Source organism: Paenibacillus sp. FSL L8-0502 (genome assembly GCF_038593055.1).
GTDB classification, from domain to species: domain Bacteria; phylum Bacillota; class Bacilli; order Paenibacillales; family Paenibacillaceae; genus Paenibacillus; species Paenibacillus polymyxa_D.
Map to the genome: position 1 here is coordinate 56,533 of NZ_CP151958.1, position 18,365 is coordinate 74,897.

At 47.8% G+C, this 18,365-nt stretch carries 18 protein-coding genes; all 18 read left to right on the forward strand.

Going from position 1 to position 18,365, the window contains the following annotated elements:
- Positions 1-45: 45 nt before the first annotated feature.
- The 18 genes from NSQ57_RS00270 to NSQ57_RS00355 all read left to right on the forward strand — a co-directional run bounded on the left by NSQ57_RS00270 (position 46) and on the right by NSQ57_RS00355 (position 18,363).
- On the forward strand, positions 46-795 hold the full coding sequence (locus NSQ57_RS00270; RefSeq protein ID WP_023986444.1) for a VWA domain-containing protein: 750 nt from the start codon (positions 46-48) through the stop codon (positions 793-795).
- Entirely contained in the window at positions 779-1,717 is a 939-nt protein-coding gene (locus tag NSQ57_RS00275; RefSeq protein ID WP_342426105.1) for a serine/threonine protein kinase, read from the forward strand. Before NSQ57_RS00270 ends, NSQ57_RS00275 begins: the two co-directional genes overlap by 17 nt.
- A gap of 66 nt (positions 1,718-1,783) precedes the next feature.
- Complete coding sequence (gene tilS, locus NSQ57_RS00280; RefSeq protein ID WP_165150730.1) at positions 1,784-3,232, forward strand: tRNA lysidine(34) synthetase TilS; 1,449 nt, start codon at positions 1,784-1,786, stop codon at positions 3,230-3,232.
- Positions 3,233-3,279: 47 nt separating this feature from the next.
- Positions 3,280-3,819, forward strand: a complete 540-nt coding sequence (gene hpt, locus NSQ57_RS00285; protein WP_023986447.1) for a hypoxanthine phosphoribosyltransferase — start codon at positions 3,280-3,282, stop codon at positions 3,817-3,819.
- Between the two features lie 97 nt (positions 3,820-3,916).
- A complete protein-coding gene (gene ftsH, locus NSQ57_RS00290; RefSeq protein WP_029514626.1) occupies positions 3,917-5,956 on the forward strand; it encodes an ATP-dependent zinc metalloprotease FtsH in 2,040 nt (679 codons plus the stop codon).
- Between the two features lie 277 nt (positions 5,957-6,233).
- A complete protein-coding gene (gene nadB / locus NSQ57_RS00295) occupies positions 6,234-7,847 on the forward strand; it encodes an L-aspartate oxidase (protein ID WP_342425487.1) in 1,614 nt (537 codons plus the stop codon).
- Positions 7,837-8,727, forward strand: a complete 891-nt coding sequence (gene nadC / locus NSQ57_RS00300; RefSeq protein WP_039274023.1) for a carboxylating nicotinate-nucleotide diphosphorylase — start codon at positions 7,837-7,839, stop codon at positions 8,725-8,727. Before nadB ends, nadC begins: the two co-directional genes overlap by 11 nt.
- Before the next feature lie 6 nt (positions 8,728-8,733).
- Entirely contained in the window at positions 8,734-9,501 is a 768-nt protein-coding gene (locus NSQ57_RS00305; protein ID WP_039274025.1) for a type III pantothenate kinase, read from the forward strand.
- A 219-nt stretch (positions 9,502-9,720) separates the two neighbouring features.
- Positions 9,721-10,605, forward strand: coding sequence for an Hsp33 family molecular chaperone HslO (hslO, locus tag NSQ57_RS00310; RefSeq protein ID WP_025718327.1), 885 nt, complete (start codon positions 9,721-9,723; stop codon positions 10,603-10,605).
- Between the two features lie 20 nt (positions 10,606-10,625).
- A complete protein-coding gene (locus NSQ57_RS00315) occupies positions 10,626-11,570 on the forward strand; it encodes a peptidyl-prolyl cis-trans isomerase (protein WP_342425488.1) in 945 nt (314 codons plus the stop codon).
- Positions 11,571-11,809: 239 nt separating this feature from the next.
- Positions 11,810-12,748, forward strand: a complete 939-nt coding sequence (gene cysK / locus NSQ57_RS00320) for a cysteine synthase A (protein ID WP_029514630.1) — start codon at positions 11,810-11,812, stop codon at positions 12,746-12,748.
- Positions 12,749-12,874: 126 nt separating this feature from the next.
- Entirely contained in the window at positions 12,875-14,497 is a 1,623-nt protein-coding gene (locus tag NSQ57_RS00325; protein WP_209950321.1) for an anthranilate synthase component I family protein, read from the forward strand.
- A 5-nt stretch (positions 14,498-14,502) separates the two neighbouring features.
- A complete protein-coding gene (pabA, locus tag NSQ57_RS00330) occupies positions 14,503-15,078 on the forward strand; it encodes an aminodeoxychorismate/anthranilate synthase component II (protein WP_013308153.1) in 576 nt (191 codons plus the stop codon).
- Between the two features lie 3 nt (positions 15,079-15,081).
- On the forward strand, positions 15,082-15,978 hold the full coding sequence (locus tag NSQ57_RS00335) for an aminotransferase class IV (RefSeq protein WP_341038274.1): 897 nt from the start codon (positions 15,082-15,084) through the stop codon (positions 15,976-15,978).
- Positions 15,975-16,841, forward strand: a complete 867-nt coding sequence (gene folP, locus NSQ57_RS00340; RefSeq protein WP_029514634.1) for a dihydropteroate synthase — start codon at positions 15,975-15,977, stop codon at positions 16,839-16,841. Before NSQ57_RS00335 ends, folP begins: the two co-directional genes overlap by 4 nt.
- A gap of 449 nt (positions 16,842-17,290) precedes the next feature.
- Positions 17,291-17,653: a dihydroneopterin aldolase gene (gene folB, locus NSQ57_RS00345; protein WP_013368705.1), complete on the forward strand. Its 363-nt coding sequence runs from the start codon at positions 17,291-17,293 to the stop codon at positions 17,651-17,653.
- A 9-nt stretch (positions 17,654-17,662) separates the two neighbouring features.
- Positions 17,663-18,211 carry a 2-amino-4-hydroxy-6-hydroxymethyldihydropteridine diphosphokinase gene (gene folK, locus NSQ57_RS00350; protein ID WP_029514636.1) on the forward strand — a complete coding sequence of 183 codons (549 nt, stop codon included), beginning with the start codon at positions 17,663-17,665 and terminating at the stop codon, positions 18,209-18,211.
- A complete protein-coding gene (locus NSQ57_RS00355) occupies positions 18,163-18,363 on the forward strand; it encodes a helix-turn-helix transcriptional regulator (RefSeq protein ID WP_185156379.1) in 201 nt (66 codons plus the stop codon). The genes folK and NSQ57_RS00355 overlap by 49 nt, the downstream gene beginning before the upstream one ends.
- The last annotated feature ends 2 nt before the right edge of the window (positions 18,364-18,365 follow it).

Consider the following 18,365-nt stretch of genomic DNA (forward strand, 5'->3'; position numbering starts at 1 on the left):
AGAATCTATCGGAATAGATTAAGAGGAAGCGGAGGTCAAAAAACGATGAAGCAAATTTTGATCATAACAGACGGGTGCTCAAATGTAGGTGTTAGTCCAGTCATGGCGGCTGCCCAAGCTCTACGGGAAGGTATTACAGTGAATGTCGCCGGAGTCATAGATTATGGAACTATTGGCGAGCTTGGCAGCGCGGAGATTCAAGAAATTGCTAAAGCAGGGGGAGGGTTTAGCCAAATCGTTGGGACGAAGCAGTTGGCACAGACCATGCAGATGATGACGCGCAAAACGGTGGTTCAAACCATTCAGCAGGCGGTTAATAGAGAGTTAACGCACATTTTGGGCGAGGGTGGCGCCAAACATATCGGTGAACTTCCTCCGGCAAAACGAGCCCAAGTGGTTGAGGTGATGGATGAGCTGACAGAAACAAGCACCCTGGAGATTGCTTTACTCATTGATGCAAGTGCGAGCATGAAGCCCAAGCTGCCTGCTGTAGAGGACAGCATTCGTGATTTGCTGCTCAGTTTACAGTCCAGAAGCGGACACAGCCGTATATCTGTATTTCATTTTCCGGGCGGCAAAATGGGAGAAGACGCAGTCATGGATATCGGTTGGACCTCTGAGCTTAATCAGATCAAATCGATATTTGGACGCTTGCGGATGAAAGGGGCAACACCGACAGGTCCTGCCATTTTACAAGTGATTGATTATTACCGATATGTTACACTAGGAGAACAGAAAGATCTGGAAGAATCCTATGGCAAAGGAGAAGGGATGCTCGGTGACTACGTCGTCTGATCCCGTTCTTGCACCCGGAACGGTCATCAAGGGCAAGTGGAAGCGGAGCAGCTATGTCATCCAGCGCTTGCTGGGCCGGGGAGCGAACGGAACTGTATATTTGGTAAAAGAAGCACAGGCCGATCGGCAATTTGCTCTGAAAATGGGGAAGAACACGCTTGATCTGCAATCGGAGATTAATGTGCTAACCACATTGCAGTCTCAGGGCACTCAGACCGCCCTCCAGCGAAATGGGAATCCTTCCTTTTTGTTTGAGGTGGATGATGTAGTGTTACGCAGCGGAGAGATACCCTTTTATGTTATGCGGTACGTTAAGGGTGATCCACTTCATCGCTTTGTGGCAGCCAAAGGGCCGGAATGGTATGGCGTGGCTGGAACCGGTATACTGAATCGTCTGGCGGATCTCCATCAGGCAGGGTGGGTGTTTGGCGACCTGAAGCCGCAGAATATTTTGGTCAATGCCTATGGAGAGGCTGAATTAATTGACTACGGTGGGGTGTCTCTTGCTGGCCGGAGTGTTAAACAATTTACAGAATGGTATGACAGGGGATTTTGGAATGCTGGCAGCCGAAATGCCGATTCCCAGTATGACCTGTTTGCCTTCGCTCTTCTAACGATTCATATATTGGAGAGCGAATCGTTAAAGGCGGCTGCCAGCAGGCTGCCACAGTTGCGTAATACGGCAGAATTGACGGTCATCATTCGCCGCAGCCGTGTATTACGCCCCTATGCCGAATGGCTACTGGGTGCAGTGCGTGGAGAATATTCCGATACTCGTGCAGCGGCCCGATCTTGGTCACGTTTGGCTTCCGCACATGTCAGGCAATCGTCGGTCAAAAGAGGGAATCCACGCTGGCTGGGATATGCTTTCACGGTATCGCTTTTGCTGCTTGCCGGAGCGCTCTGGATTGCGTTAAGGTAGCAGCATGACTTACATAAGATAACAGATGATCATCATTTTTACGGTCGGAAGAAAAGAGGGTCGGGAATGGGAACAACAAAACCGACCGGTGTTGTACAGGAAGTGCTCGCCTTGGCGCGAGATCATTCACTGTGGAGCCCCGGAGACTGCATTGTGGTTGCTGTATCCGGTGGGCCGGATTCGGTGGCCCTTTTGCACATTTTACATGAAATATCCGTTATACATATGCCTTTACAACTCGTCTGCGCTCACGTTCATCATGGATTCAGACCAGAGGAATCGGATGCGGAGGCTGAAGTGGTACGCAATATTGCCCGAAAGCTTGAACTTCCATTTGAAATGACTCGGGTCGATGTACCCGCTTATATGAAGGAGAGTGGTAAGGGACCACAGGAAGCAGCACGCGAGCTGCGCTACAGCTTTTTACATGATATGGCTACAAAGTGGGAAGCACAGCATATTGCAATGGCTCACCATGGCGACGATCAAGCCGAAACGGTTCTCTTGCACTTGCTGCGTGGTAGCGGCCCAGCAGGTTTGGCGGGTATGCGTTTGGCACGCAATGAAAAAAATGTGCAACTCATTCGCCCGCTGCTACGTATGTACAAGGCTGACCTGATTGAGTTTTGTAACTTGTATGGTCTTTCCTACGTGATAGACAGCACTAATTTATCGTCCAAATACCGCCGTAACGCCATCCGCATGGATGTGCTTCCTTTTTTGGGGCAATATAATGAGCGACTGACACCATCTCTGAACCGGCTGGCCGAAACGATGGCTGACGAAAATGACTTTATGGAGGCATCTACGCTGTCAGTATACGAGAAAATGGTGAGCTTGGATAATGGCAGGTACATGTTTCCCATCGCTTCATACCGTAAGCTACCCGTTGCTTTACAACGGAGGTTGATTAAACTAATATTAAATTATCTGCCTTCGGACAGTGAAAATTTTGATTTTCGTAAAATTGAGACCGTTCGACTAAGACTTCTCCAAGAGGCATCGTCTACATGGAGTTTGGATTTGGGAGGCGGTGCGGTTGGAGTCCGCGAATATGACCAAGCGGTTTTGTTTGACCGTACGCAAGTCGTTATGGGCGAATGGTGCTATGGACTAAGTGTATTGCCTATTTCCGGTGAGCTAGAGTTGCCTGAGGCAGGTGGTATACTTCGGTGGCGAAGGGCTTCCTATTTGGATGGGGATCATCCGGCCAATAAGGAGGAAGCGTGGTTCGACGCAGATCAATTGAGTCTGCCTTTGACTGTACGCTCGCGATTACCTGGAGATACCATGTATGTAATGGGATTAAACGGAAGAAAAAAGGTTAAAGATATTTTTATTAATGAAAAAATACCTCCTTCAATGCGTTCCGTTATTCCCATCGTCTGCGACCACTCTGGAGCTATTCTCTGGATTCCGGGCGTACGACGTTCTGTACATGCCGCGGTGCAAGAGCACACGTCTTCGGTTATATATATGTCATGGCAAAGACGAGAGAGTCCGGGGCACCGGTAATTGCACAGGAACGGCTTTCATAGTATAAACTTAGGAGGTTTACACCGTTGCAAAATGATATTCAGGAAATATTGATCAGCGAAGAAGAAATTCAGAGTAAAATTAAGGAATTGGGTGCACAGCTCAGCGTAAAATATGAAGGGAAAAATCCATTGGTGATTTGCGTACTGAAAGGTGCGTTTATCTTTATGGCTGATTTGGTTAAATCCATTACAGTGCCATTGGAGCTTGATTTCATGGCTGTATCAAGTTATGGAGCGTCCACAAAATCCTCAGGTATCATCAAAATCATTAAGGATTTGGACGCATCTGTGGAAGGACGCGACGTTCTGATTGTCGAAGATATTATCGACAGCGGCCTGACGCTGACACATTTGATTGAACTGCTCAAGAATCGTAATGCCAATTCGGTATGTGTCGTAACCTTGTTCGACAAGCCTGCACGCCGGACGGTTAATCTTGAAGCAGATTATACTGGATTTACGCTTCCAGATGCGTTTGTTGTCGGCTATGGTCTGGACTATGCCGAGCACTACCGGAACCTCCCATACATAGGGATTTTGAAGCCGGAAATCTATACCAGCTAATCTCAGCCTCCAGTCCTAGGACTAAATAAGGCCCTTTGTTGAGAAGGACTTACAGGCTATGGTAAAATAACTTAAGTGTCTCGAGAGGAGGTAGGGGATGAATCGGTTCATCCGGAATTCTGGTTTTTATTTGATTCTTTTTTTAGTTGTGGTGGGTATCGTTCAGTTTGTTAGTAACAGTAACGAAGCCTCCGATCTCCCTAGATATGACCAATTACGGCAAGAGGTTAAAGCTAATAACATCTCTAAAGTAACGGTCCAATTTGACGGTTACGCCTATCTTGTAACCGGTGCATATAAGAAGCAGCCGGCTAATGCTAAATCGACCAATTTTTCCGTATATGTTCCACCAACGGATCAAGCACTAAGTGAACTGGTAAATGCCAGCGAAACGAACGGGTTTGAATATGTACAGAAGAAAATGGAAGGCGAAAGCATCTGGCTGACGTTTTTGACTTCTATCATTCCTTTGGTGATCATGTTCCTGTTGTTCTTCTTCCTGTTTAATCAGGCACAGGGCGGTGGCGGCAAAGTTATGAACTTCGGCAAGAGCAAAGCCCGTCTGTATAACGAAGAGAAGAAGAAGGTTACGTTCGAGGACGTGGCAGGGGCTGACGAAGAGAAGCAGGAGCTTGTCGAAGTCGTAGAATTCTTGAAGGACCCACGCAAGTTTGCAGCTGTGGGCGCTCGTATTCCGAAAGGTGTTCTGTTAGTGGGCCCTCCAGGTACGGGTAAAACACTCTTGGCAAGAGCTGTTGCAGGCGAGGCTGGAGTACCGTTTTTCAGTATCTCAGGTTCTGATTTTGTAGAAATGTTCGTCGGGGTCGGTGCTTCCCGTGTTCGTGATTTGTTCGAGAACGCTAAGAAGAACGCACCTTGTATCATTTTCATTGATGAGATTGATGCCGTTGGACGTCAACGTGGCGCTGGATTGGGTGGCGGACATGATGAACGTGAGCAGACGCTCAACCAATTGCTCGTAGAGATGGATGGATTCGGCGCAAACGAAGGTATTATCATCGTAGCTGCTACAAACCGTCCGGATATTCTCGACCCGGCGTTGCTTCGTCCAGGACGTTTTGACCGTCAAATTACGGTTGACCGTCCAGATGTTAAAGGCCGTGAAGCAGTATTGTATGTACATGCTCGCAACAAGCCGTTAACGAAGGATGTTAAATTGGACGTAATTGCGAAACGTACAACAGGCTTTACAGGCGCTGATCTCGAAAATCTGTTGAACGAAGCTGCCTTGTTGGCGGCCCGTCGTAACCGCAGGGATATTTCGATGCGAGAAGTAGATGAAGCCATCGACCGTGTTATCGTAGGTACAGAAAAACGCAGCCGCGTAATCAGTGACCGCGAGAAACGAATTGTTGCTTATCATGAAGCAGGCCATACGATTATTGGTTTCTTCTTGGAAAATGCCGACATGGTTCACAAGGTAACGATTATTCCACGTGGACGTGCAGGCGGATATGTCATCATGCTTCCGAAGGAAGACCGCATGCTGACAACTAAGCAGGAATTGCTGGACAAAATCACTGGATTGTTGGGTGGACGCGTATCCGAGGAACTGTTCATTGGTGAGATCGGAACAGGAGCCTATAGCGACTTCCAACAAGCAACAAGCATCGCACGTAGCATGATCGTAGAATATGGTATGAGTGAGAAACTTGGTCCGATGCAGTTCGGTACTTCACAAGGCCAAGTATTCCTTGGACGCGATATCGGTCATGAGCAGAACTACAGTGATCAGATCGCTTATCAGATTGACCAGGAGATGAATCGTTTCATCACTGAATCTTATGAGCGTGCTAGAGAACTCCTGACCAAGTATTCCAAAGAGGTTCATTTGATTGCTCAAACCTTGCTGGTAGAAGAAACCTTGGAACTTGAACAAATCAAACGTTTGATTGAGACAGGTTCTTTGGATGGTGGCACGACTGAAGGAGAAGGAACACCGGAAAACGGTGAGCCTGTGATCGACAACATTGGAGACGTCCGTGTACGTATTCAAGGTAAGGATGAAGAGCCTAAGAATACAACAGATCAACCGAATGATATCCCTAATCTGCAAAAGCCAGAGGATGATAACAATTCGGGCAACTCCGGTGGTACTCCACCGACAACAACCTAATCATTCAATGGATAGTTGAATAAGCTTATATGCAAGCTCCGGGGAACCAGGTATTATTGGTTTTCCGGAGCTTTTTAAATGGAAGATTATTGCTAACGTGATTTGACAGACACCGGAACGTTGTGTACATTTATTGTTAAATAAACGGCTGTCGTCTTCTTAGCTTATAAAAGCCAACAGCTGCTGCAATCGACTTTCTATTATTTTGAACATATACGTGAGCGCATACTGTAGAACCTATGGTGTGCGCTATTCTTCTGTGAAATCAGGTGAAGGCATGATTCCAAGATATCTAGTTGATTTTGATGTAGCGGAATTGACCCGATTGGAAGCCGACGTGTTAATTATCGGCTCGGGCATTGCGGGCTTATATACAGCCATTAAGGCTGCAGAGAATCGGAAAGTGTTGCTGATCACCAAGAAGACTTTGATGGAAAGCAACACACGTTATGCTCAAGGCGGCATTGCTGCTGTCACATCGGATGAGGATACACCTGCTTATCATATGCAGGACACCCTGATTGCTGGTGCAGGTTTGTGCGAACCAGAGGCGGTCAGAACGCTTGTCCATGAAGGTCCAGTTGGTATTCAAGAGTTAATACGTATGGGAACGGCTTTTGATCGTGTGGATGGTGAACTAGCATTGACACGGGAAGGAGCGCATAGCCATCGGCGTATTTTGCATGCGAATGGAGACGCTACGGGTTATGAAATTGTTCGTGCGTTGTCAAAGCAGGTTGCTGCTCATCCCGGTATCGAAGTGTGGGAAGAGTGCATGGTCATCGACCTGCTGACTGAGCATGGTGAGTGTATTGGGGCCCTCGTCCAAAAGCCAGGTGGGGAAAGGTCGTATATCACTGCTAATGCAACGATTTTGTGCTCAGGAGGTAGCGGGCAATTATACCGTTATACGACTAACCCGGATATTGCAACCGGGGATGGTATTGCTATGGCGTATCGTGCTGGGGCGATTGTCCGGGATATGGAATTCATACAGTTTCATCCTACGGCGTTGTGCCATCCGGGCGCTCCAAGGTTTCTAATTTCCGAAGCTGTACGGGGAGAAGGAGCCGTGTTACGCAATATTCACGGAGAACACTTCATGGACAAGTATGATTCACGGCAGGAGCTTGCACCCAGAGATATCGTAGCTCGTGCTATCATTCATGAGATGGAACGCACCCAAGCTGCGTTTGTATACTTGGATATTACGCATGAGCCGCCTGAGCGGGTGAAGCGACGTTTTCCAACCATTTATCGGACATGTCTGTCATTTGGTTTGGATATGACGACAGACTGGATTCCCATTGCGCCTGCTGCCCATTATATGATGGGTGGTGTTCAGACCAATTTACACGGGGAAAGCTCCATTGCGCGTTTATTCGCTTGCGGGGAGACCTCTTCTACAGGTGTTCACGGAGCTAATCGTCTTGCGAGCAATTCATTATCTGAAGCTATTGTATTCGCCAGCAGGATTATTGAGCGACTGCATTCATTGCCACCGCTGGTCGGCCATACGTTGATATCTTATAGCGATAACCGCACAGAGTTCCCGGCTTCATCCGTCACGGAGCAACGGCATAAGCTGCAAGAAGTAATGGTTCGTTATGCTGGAGTTCGTCGGCACGGCGAGGGGCTGCAAGCAGCATTAGATGAGCTGCAAGGGCAATTGCCTATTTTCGAGGCTGTGATCGCTAGCCGGGAAGAGATCGAATTTGCCAATTTGCTCACATGTGCTTTATTAGTAACAGATGGTGCGTTACTGCGTGAGGAGAGCCGGGGAGCGCATTATCGCGAGGATTTTCCTGAGACAGATGATAGCGCCTGGCGAAAGCATGTTCAGCAGCGACGTGATCAAGGGATAACGGAGGAGTACGTTCATGACATCTAACAGCGAGCTTTATGGAGAGTTTAGTGGATATCAGGAGGAACTGACGGCACAAATTCGCAGCTGGCTGCGAGAAGATACAGGCTCTGGTGATGTGACCACGCGCTGGACGATTGAGCAGGGCCACCAATCCAAAGCTGTCATTCATGCCAAGGAGAGCGGCGTAGTTGCGGGTTTACCCGTGGCTGCCCTTGTATTTCAGGTAGTGGACCCTTCCTTGTCGTTTACTCCGCTGGTGACCGATGGACAGTGGATTGAAAAGGGAAGCGTTTTGGCTGAAGTAAATGGAAGTACCCATGCGATTTTGACTGGAGAGCGACTGGCGTTAAATTTGCTCCAACGAATGTCTGGCATTGCCACGCGGACTCGAGCTTTTATAGATCAATTGCATGGTTTGTCCACCCGCTTGGTGGATACACGCAAAACAACACCAGGACATCGGCTGCTGGAGAAGTATGCTGTTCGTGTAGGCGGTGGCTCGAATCATCGCTTTGGCCTGTACGATGCTGTTATGATTAAGGATAATCATATTAAGGGCGCAGGTGGGATTGAACAAGCTGTGAGTCGAGCGCGTGCTAATATACCGCATACGATGACGATTGAAGTAGAGACGGAAAACATGAAACAAGTGCAGGAAGCCCTGGAAGCTGGGGCGGATATCATTATGCTGGATAACATGTCTGCCCCAGATATGAAGGAAGCCGTTCGGTTCATTCGGGAACGGGCACCACATGTCAAAACAGAAGCCTCGGGCAATGTATCGCTGGATACAGTGCGTGAGATGGCTGAGAGTGGCGTAGATGTGATTTCTGTAGGCAGGCTGACATACTCTTTTCATAGTCTGGATATCAGCCTTGACCTTAACGCAAAGAAAGATAGGTGACACCCATTGATTCTAGTAGTGGATGTAGGTAATACCAATATTGTTCTGGGGATGTACGAAGGGCGGGAGCTGTTGCACCATTACCGGATCAGTACCTCCAGACAGGCAACCGCAGATGAATACGGCGTACTCATACATAATCTTTTTAGTATGGGTGGCGTATTAAAGGATGACATCCATGGAGTTATTATTTCCTCTGTCGTTCCGCCATTGGTCCGTGTATTAGAAGAAATGTGCGATAAATACATAGGCAAAACGCCGTTAATCGTCGGACCGGGAATCAAGACCGGTCTTAACCTGCGTTATGAGAATCCGCGTGAAGTAGGTGCGGATCGGATCGTGAACGCTGTTGCAGCTGTCGAACGGTTTGGCGGGCCGCTGGTTGTGGTGGATTTTGGAACCGCGACGACGTTTGATTGTATTGACGATAAGGGAAACTACCTGGGTGGTGTAATTGTACCGGGTATCGGGATTTCGACAGAGGCACTGTATCAACGGGCTTCCAAGCTGCCCCGCATCGAGTTGGAGAAACCCAAAAAGGTTATTGGTCGTAATACGGTTCATGCCATGCAAGCTGGGATTATCTTCGGCTATGCTGGGCAAGTGGATGGCATTGTGAGGCGCATTAAGGAAGAAATGCAGGCGGAGCCTACGGTTATTGCTACCGGAGGTCTTGCAGAGCTAATCGCATCAGAGACAGAGAGCATTCAGAAAGTGTTGCCGATGTTGACGCTTGAAGGATTACGTATCATTTACCAACGTAACGCTGAATAAAAAAAGTGGATATAAGCTGCCGCTGCGTCCAACCGATGATCTTATCGGTTTGGATTAGCGGCGTTTTTCGTCTATACTGAAATATGTTACGTTTTTGAACAATTCGCGTGATCTGTCGATGCAGATTGTTTATATAGTAGGAAATTATGCTTCAATGATGAGCAATACTAACGAAAATAAGCAGCATAGCTGTCCTGGAGAATAGGGGAGGATATCAATATGGAAAATAAGCAGGATCGACTTATTCGTGGCACAGCCATGGACGGGAGGGTTAGAGCTTTTGCTGTTCGGACAACTCAATTGGTAGAGGAATTGCGGAGAAGACATGATACGTATCCAACGGCTACCGCTGCTTTGGGGCGAACCCTCACAGCAGGAGCTATTATGGGTTCTATGCTAAAAGGCAAAGAGCGATTGACCATTCAAGTTAAAGGTGATGGGCCGATTGGGCAAATCGTCGTTGATGCCAATGCTGTAGGGGAAGTGCGAGGTTATGTTACTGAACCACATGTGCATTTGCCGAGCAATAGTATGGGCAAACTGGATGTAGCGGGTGCTGTAGGTACAGAGGGGTTCATTCATATCATCAAGGATTTGGGATTAAAAGAACCGTATCGCGGCAGTACTCCGATTATTTCTGGTGAACTGGGTGAGGACTTTACCTATTATTTTGCCAAATCGGAGCAGACCCCGTCAGCGGTGGGCTTGGGTGTGCTGGTAGATACTGATAACTCGGTTATTGTGGCCGGTGGGTTTATTATTCAGTTGCTTCCAGGCTTGAATGATGATGAGATTACTGCGATCGAAAATGCAGTCAGCTCCATTCCGCCCGTTACCGCTTTGCTGGATCAAGGATTGGAACTTGATGAAATGCTGCGCTGGATGCTGCCGGACGTTCGGATTCTCGATGAATTGGATATCCATTTTCAATGTGAGTGTTCACGTGAGCGCGTGGAAAAAACATTGATCAGTTTGGGAGAAAGCGAATTAGAGCAGTTAATTGAGGAAGAAGGACAGGCTGAGGTCGTATGTCACTTTTGTAATGAGGCTTATCAGTTTAATAAAGATGAGCTGCAAAATCTGTTAGATCAAGCGAAAGCCTAACCGGATGGGCGGTGCAAGCGATGACTACACGGGAAAAAGGATTATGGACAGCTGTCATTATTCTGACCGTTAGCGTCGCCGCCTTGGGTGGTCTTATCATGCTTCGGGGGCTGTCAAAGCCGGGTGATGTAAGCAAGGATGACGGCGATCATACTGTGGCGGAGATGGGTCAGGAAGGCATATCGGAGGAACAGTGGGTAGCGGAACTGAAAAAGCGATATGGAACCAATACGCTGTTGCAAATGTTGAATCGTAAAGCCGTGCAGGCTGAAACCAAGCGTCTCGGTATCAAGATCACCCAAGAGGATTTACAGCAGGTGCTGGAGCAGGATAGTAAAGGGTATGACTCAGATCATACCTACTTTGATGAAATGCAGCGACAGTTTGGCTTAGATCCGGTTGACTTGCGGAATGAAGCGGAATACCGGATTGGTTTGGAGAAAATAGCTACGCAGGGTATTCAAGTTCGGGAAGCTGAGATTGACGAGTATTGGGAGCAGCATCCCGAGGAATTTGCCGTCGGTAAGCAGATCCAATTGGGAGCTCTTTATGTGGATAATGCGGAGGAGGCAGAAGCGCTGCTAGACCGGGTTAAGCAGGGGGAGAGCTTCGATGTGCTGATTCAAGAGCATTCACGTAAGCCTTTCGACAAAGATAGCAGTGGACAGCTGGGATGGGTGGATGAATATGATCCATTTCAACCGGAGGCGATTATGAAGGCGGCGAGAGAGCTAAGCTCTGGGGATGTTGCGGGTCCAATCTCTGTTAACGATGGCTATGCTGTCATTTATGTACAGGATGTCCGGTTGAAGAATTCTCCGGATAAGCAGCAGATCCGGCAGCAAATTCGTCGATCTCTTGCGCTTGCACAAGCCGCTCCTTTGGAAGAGGTTGAGAAGAGTCTGCGTGATAAGTATGGAGCGCGTATTTTATCTGAAAAGAATGCATCCTCCGCTTCTCTGTAACGTAGTGAAAGAATATTGGTTTGAAGGAAGCGCGATGCTGATAACGCGGGTTGACAGCATCGCAGCTTACTCACTTGTATTGACATTGGAATTGAAGATTGTTATTATTAGCGTATAAAACCCACTATTTTTATCGGAAATTAAATGAACGGTACAAAATTAAAGTGATTGACTAAGATTGATCTACAATATGATTTCGCATTTTTTAATATATCATCTACAGTCAGGGAGGAATTATCATGGCTAAAGTTGTTAATAACATCACCGAACTTATCGGGGAAACCCCCCTCGTTCGCCTCAACCGGATCGTACCGGAAGATAGCGCTGAAATCTATTTGAAACTGGAATATCAGAACCCAGGCTCCAGTGTAAAAGACCGTATTGCGATTAGTATGGTAGAAGAAGCTGAACGTGAAGGTCTGCTTAAGCCAGGCGGTACCATTATTGAAGCAACTAGCGGTAATACAGGAATCGGCTTGGCTATGGTTGCTGCTGCGAAGGGCTATAAGGCAGTCATCGTTATGCCAGAAACGATGAGCATAGAGCGTCGTAATTTGTTGCGCGCTTATGGAGCCGAACTTGTGTTAACACCAGGATCAGAAGGCATGAACGGGTCCGTTAAGAAAATGGAAGAATTGCTGAGTGAAAATCCGGATTATTTTGCTGCTGAGCAGTTCAAGAACAAAGCTAATATCAAAATTCACCGTGAAACGACCGGTCCTGAGATTGTGGAAGCCATTCATTCCATTGGCGGAACTCTGGACGCTTTTATAGCGGGAATAGGTACTGGCGGAACCATTTCTGGAGCCGGTGAAGTGCTTAAGAAAGAATTCCCTGATATTAAAGTTGTGGCCGTAGAACCTGCCTCTTCCCCGCTGTTAGCAGGCGGTAAGCCAGGACCCCACAAGATCCAAGGGTTGGGTGCCAACTTTATTCCTGAAATTTTAAACCGTGATATCTATGATGAAATTATTCATGTAGAAAACGACGAAGCTTTCGAGGTAGCACGTAGAGTGGCCAAGGAAGAGGGCATTTTGTCCGGTATTTCATCTGGCGCGGCTGTCCATGCGGCTTTGAAACTTGCTAAGCAATTGGGCAAGGGTAAACGGATCGTTGTCATTATTCCAAGTAATGGAGAACGTTACCTGAGTACACCACTGTACAATTTCGAGCTGTAATTATGTCGTAATTGTGTATACTATACGTAAGGATTCCCTCATTTCCCTGTTGCAGGGGAGTGGGGGTTTCTTTTTAAGGAGAGAATGTAGACTTATTGAAAAGTTGGGAAGGGGAAGCACACACGGATGAAATCGACAGCTAGAGTGACGGAGGCGCAGTGGCAGGTTTGGCAGGAGGAAGGCTGGAGCATACTTCCCTATATCGCCGAGTACCCATTACCCGTGGGAGGGCTACCGTCATCGTGGCGGAAGGCTTGGGAGGATTCGTCGCCATATGCCTTTTTGCTGGAGAGCGCTAAAGGTGGGAGGTACACCTATCTGGCCTTAAATCCGGTTGCTGTATTGGAAGGCAAGGGAGAACATGCAGTTTGGACTGATTTGCAAAGTGGGAAGCATGGAGATATGCATGGTCAACCTTTGAAAGTCATGAACAACTGGATCGCTCCTTACCGTGCACCGCGTGTACCTGGCATGCCCTTTTTCTCTGGAGGATTTGCGGGTTATCTTGGATACGATGTAGCTCGCTCGTTGGAGCGTTTGCCATCTCAAGCTGCAGACGATACGGGCATACCTGATTATGTATGGATGAGGGTGAATGAGCTGTGGATTTATGATCACGAAAAATCCTGCATATATTGCGCTGTTCATATGCCCAATCCTGCCCGCTCCGGTGAATTCATTAGCCAGACTGATTTGGCTAATGAGCTTATGGTGGATGAGACCATATCGATACTTGGCAAACTTTATGCGGAAGCGGTCCAACGTGCAGGACGCATGCTGACTCAGTGGAAGAACATCATACATGCGGGAGAGACTGATCCAGCTCATCCTCGCCGTTGTGCTCGGCTGTCCGAAAAAGGATTAGAGGCTGCTCATCAAGAATCTGAAGGATGGGCAGCGGCATTCAACCAACAAGATTTTGAACATGCCGTGAAACGTGTGCAGGAATATATTGCCCAAGGGGATGTATTTCAGGTTAACTTGTCGATTCGTCAGCAACGTACGCTTGCAGCCCTTCCTGAGAATATATATGAATGGCTTCGTCTGCTGAATCCATCCCCTTATATGGGTATGCTGCGTATGCCAGATTTACGGATCGTCAGTGGATCGCCAGAATTGTTGGTGAAGCTGGAGGATGGACGTGTGAGCGCCCGACCTATTGCAGGTACGAGAAGAAGGGGGCTAACACCGGATGAAGATGCCGCTATGGCAGCAGAGCTTCTATCAAGCGAAAAAGAACGCGCCGAGCATATTATGCTCGTCGATCTGGAGCGTAACGATATCGGACGGATTGCCGAATACGGATCGGTGCATGTACCTGAACTGCTGACTGTCGAGTATTATTCGCACGTTATGCATTTGGTTTCTCAGGTGGAGGGGAAGTTAGCCTCAGGTCGTACAGCTATAGATGTAATTGCGGCTACCTTTCCAGGCGGAACCATTACCGGGGCACCCAAGGTGCGCACGATGGAAATCATCGAAGAATTAGAGCCTGTCCGGCGGGGGCCTTATACTGGGTCCCTTGGATGGATTGACTATAACGGTAATATGGAATTAAATATTATAATAAGAACACTAGCTGTTAAAGGCAGCACTGCCTATTTACAGACAGGTGCGGGGATCGTCATTGATTCAGACCCGTACAGGGAATATCGGGAATGTCGGAACAAGGCCAGAGCTGTCATGAAGGCGGTACAATGTGGTGAAGAAGAAGCCGCTTTGAGCAGAAGCGGTATCACAGGAGGGTGAGTCGTATGATTTTGGTGATTGATAATTATGATTCGTTTACGTACAATCTTGTTCAGTATTTGGGTGAACTTGGCGAAGAAGTAACCGTAAAACGGAACGATGAGATTGATGTGAAAGGCATAGAAGAGCTGGCACCAGAGCATATTTTGATCTCGCCGGGTCCATGCACGCCGAATGAGGCGGGGATATCACTGGATGTGATCAGCCATTTTAAAGGTCGCATTCCGATTTTTGGCGTTTGCCTCGGCCATCAGGCCATCGGACAGGCTTTTGGCGGTAAGGTTATCCGGGCTGAACGACTCATGCACGGTAAAACCTCACCGATTCTTCATCACAATACGTCAGTATTTGAAGGCTTGCCTTCTCCGTTCACAGCAACCCGGTATCACTCATTGCTGGTAGAGCGCGAGAGTCTGCCTGAGTGTCTAGAGATTACCGCTGAAACCGCAGAAGGTGAAATTATGGGTTTGCGGCATAAAGAATTTGCCGTAGAAGGAGTTCAGTTCCATCCAGAATCCATTATTACGGATTACGGGCATCAGCTGTTACGCAATTTCCTAAAACGCAAGGTAGGCGTTTGATTCATGAAATATATCGGAGTCAACGGCGTCCTCACGGAAGCCGCAAAAGCCGTGGTTCACGTAAGTGATCACGGCTTTTTATACGGAATGGGTTTGTTTGAAACATTCCGCACCTACAAGGGTGCCCCATTCTTGCTGGATCGGCATCTGCATCGACTACAGGAAGGCTGCCGAATGCTTGGCATTCCTTTTCAACCTGATGAGGAGCAGCTTACGAAACACATTCAGCATCTGATGGTGGCAAATGGGTTGGATGAAGCCTACATCCGCTACACCGTATCAGCGGGTGAAGAGGTGCTAGGATTGCCGACGGGTGACTATACGCGTCCCAACCATATTTTGTTTGCCAAACCGTTGCCCTCTACCAATACACAAATCGGGCACTCGACTTCCCCATCGGCGCTTCAGTTGTTGCGAATCCCCAGAAACACTCCAGAGGGTGAGGTTCGCTTAAAGTCGCTGCATTATATGAATAATATTCTTGCGAAACGGGAACTTCAGCAGTATGCCGAAGCTGTCCGTTATAAGGCTGAAGGAATGATGCTTACGGCCAATGGTTTCCTGGCAGAGGGAATGGTCAGCAATCTGTTCTTTGTGCGGAATAATACGCTGTATACCCCTGACTTGTCTACAGGGATTCTGCCAGGCATTACGCGTGAATTCATTTTGGAGCTGGCGCATCTGCGAGACATTCCTTGTGAGCAGGGCCTGTACCGCTGGGACGAGTTGAAACAGGCTGATGAAATTTTTATGACCAACTCTATACAAGAAATACGGCCCGTGGATTTGTTGTTGGAGCCGGGAGGAGCAACCAACCATGTATCGGTTCTCTTGACGCACCCCAAGTCCATAACAGCTTTGCTGTTGCACGATTATAGACAGAAAGCAGGGATCAAGTGAACATACCGACCCTTTATCAACGTAGTTACCGAATGGGGGATGCCGAGCTTACACTCGGACATTCCACACAGATCATGGGTATACTGAATGTGACCCCGGATTCATTTTCCGATGGAGGATTACATTATAACCCGGAGATTGCTGTTTTACATGCATTGAAGCTGGTGGAAGATGGAGCTGATATCATTGACATTGGCGGGGAGTCTACCCGTCCCGGTCATGATCCAGTAGGTGTGGAAGAGGAGCTGGCTCGGGTCATTCCGGTCGTCCAGGCCATCCATCGTATCGCACCGCACATTCCATTATCTGTAGATACTTACAAAGCTGAAGTAGCCAGAAAGGCACTCGAAGCTGGCGCACATATCATTAATGATGTGTGGGGGTTTAAGGCAGACCCTGATATGGCACGTGTAGCTTCGGAATTCGATTGCCCGGTCATTTTGATGCATAATCGTCATGACCATAACTATAGTGATTTGGTTTCTGATATGCTGTCCGATTTAAAAGAGAGTATCCGATTAGCGCTGGATGCGGGGGTACGTGAGGAACAGATCATTTTAGACCCAGGTATCGGTTTTGCCAAGGATTACGATGAAAATATTCATGCCATGACTTCTCTCGATAGATTGGGTCAGCTGGGCTTTCCGCTGTTATTGGCTACGTCGCGCAAAAGATTTATTCGTACAGCACTGGATTTGCCTGTGAATGATGTGGTGGAGGGCACGGCGGCTACTGTTGCTTTTGGCATTGCTCAAGGGTGCCAGATTGTGCGTGTACACGATGTGGCGCAAATCAAGCGCACCGTACGTATGTGTGATGCGATGGTGTACGGGTCTAAAAATGCACTGAGTTATGGTGGTTAGGAGACGCTTCATGAATGATTTGATCCTGTGATCGCTGTTGCAACGGGATTCTTTTGAATTGGTAAAACATATGACTGTAGGAATCCCGTTGAGTATATGCTTACGATGTAGCTTTTCCTTGAAAAGCTTTGGAGGCGAGCGCTACGCTTCTCCGGATTCAAATCCTTCATTCCGCTACAACGCACCATAAAGTCACTGTATTTTTTAGAGAGAAATTAATGTAAGAAGAACGGAAAAAATAGTAGAACGAAAACGAAGTGGACGGAATGGTGCTGTACAAGCGAAGCGGTCGCCTTTGTGCCAGGATTCCAACCATTTTATCCTAATATAAGGAAATCTGGGCACAACAGCGATGGGAAGTACCATCCGACCGCGTAGTGGTGCCGCGTGTACACCTTTAGTTGAGCTTATTTAGAAAAATCTAATAAATAACAGGGGGCCTACCCACAATGGATAAAATGAAATTGCATCGTATGGAGTATTACGGATATCATGGCGTTTTTCCAGAGGAACGTAAGCTGGGACAACGTTACTATATTGATTTGGAACTGGAGCTTGATCTGCGTGAAGCGGGTGAGCAGGATGCTTTGGACAAAACGGTTAATTACGCCGAGGTGCATTACACCGTTAAAGATATTGTAGAAAAGGAGTCTTACCAATTGATTGAAGCTTTGGGCGAACGTATTGCATCTTCCCTACTGGACACTTATACTAGTGTCAATGCACTGACTGTCAAAGTCACGAAGCCGCATCCGCCATTTGATATTCATTTTCAAGGCGTGACGGTTGAGCTTTATCGCGCAAGAAAGTAGGAACGATACATGAATGCACATTCGACCTCTGAGGCATCAGAGGCTTATATTGCTTTAGGGGCTAATTTGGGGGAGCGCGAGCATACCCTGTATGAAGCCATTACGGCGCTGGACGAACATCCGGGTATCCGGGTAATACGGTGCTCCAGCCTGTACGAAACAGAGCCTGTTGGGTATCTGGATCAACCTTCTTTTTTGAACATGACGGTAGCCCTATCTACAACACTTGCTCCAGAGGAGCTTCTGGTATATATGCTGGAGGTGGAGAGTCGTCTGGGGAGAGTAAGACATATTCCTAATGGTCCACGAACCATTGATCTGGACTTGTTATGGATGGGAGCGGCACAACTGGCTACACCGGATTTGGAGCTTCCTCACCCTCGCATGTTGGAGCGTGCTTTTGTACTGGTTCCCTTGGCTGACATCGTTCCGAACCAAGATCCGTCCGGTCTGTACAGTATCGTGCATACTGCATTGAATTCTGTGGATGGAAAGGACGGCATACAGCTTTGGAAAACATGCAGCTGGCGCAACGACTCCGCGCCTTTCGGAAACTAAAAGGGTTCACACAGCAGGAGTTGGCAGAGCGTACCGGTATATCTTTGACTGTATTAGGTGCTGTGGAGCGAGGCAATCGTACAATAGACTTAGACATGCTGAACATTATCGCCCAAACGCTAGAAATTGAAGTCCGGGAACTGACGGAATGACG

What these genes read in the sequence shown, in the direction of transcription:
- NSQ57_RS00270 (WP_023986444.1), top strand. Translation starts at nt 46, where the DNA reads ATGAAGCAAATTTTGATCATAACAGACGGGTGCTCAAATGTAGGTGTT.
- tilS (WP_165150730.1), top strand. Translation starts at nt 1,784, where the DNA reads ATGGGAACAACAAAACCGACCGGTGTTGTACAGGAAGTGCTCGCCTTG.
- ftsH (WP_029514626.1), top strand. Translation starts at nt 3,917, where the DNA reads ATGAATCGGTTCATCCGGAATTCTGGTTTTTATTTGATTCTTTTTTTA.
- nadB (WP_342425487.1), top strand. Translation starts at nt 6,234, where the DNA reads ATGATTCCAAGATATCTAGTTGATTTTGATGTAGCGGAATTGACCCGA.
- nadC (WP_039274023.1), top strand. Translation starts at nt 7,837, where the DNA reads ATGACATCTAACAGCGAGCTTTATGGAGAGTTTAGTGGATATCAGGAG.
- hslO (WP_025718327.1), top strand. Translation starts at nt 9,721, where the DNA reads ATGGAAAATAAGCAGGATCGACTTATTCGTGGCACAGCCATGGACGGG.
- NSQ57_RS00315 (WP_342425488.1), top strand. Translation starts at nt 10,626, where the DNA reads ATGACTACACGGGAAAAAGGATTATGGACAGCTGTCATTATTCTGACC.
- cysK (WP_029514630.1), top strand. Translation starts at nt 11,810, where the DNA reads ATGGCTAAAGTTGTTAATAACATCACCGAACTTATCGGGGAAACCCCC.
- NSQ57_RS00325 (WP_209950321.1), top strand. Translation starts at nt 12,875, where the DNA reads ATGAAATCGACAGCTAGAGTGACGGAGGCGCAGTGGCAGGTTTGGCAG.
- pabA (WP_013308153.1), top strand. Translation starts at nt 14,503, where the DNA reads ATGATTTTGGTGATTGATAATTATGATTCGTTTACGTACAATCTTGTT.
- NSQ57_RS00335 (WP_341038274.1), top strand. Translation starts at nt 15,082, where the DNA reads ATGAAATATATCGGAGTCAACGGCGTCCTCACGGAAGCCGCAAAAGCC.
- folB (WP_013368705.1), top strand. Translation starts at nt 17,291, where the DNA reads ATGGATAAAATGAAATTGCATCGTATGGAGTATTACGGATATCATGGC.
- folK (WP_029514636.1), top strand. Translation starts at nt 17,663, where the DNA reads ATGAATGCACATTCGACCTCTGAGGCATCAGAGGCTTATATTGCTTTA.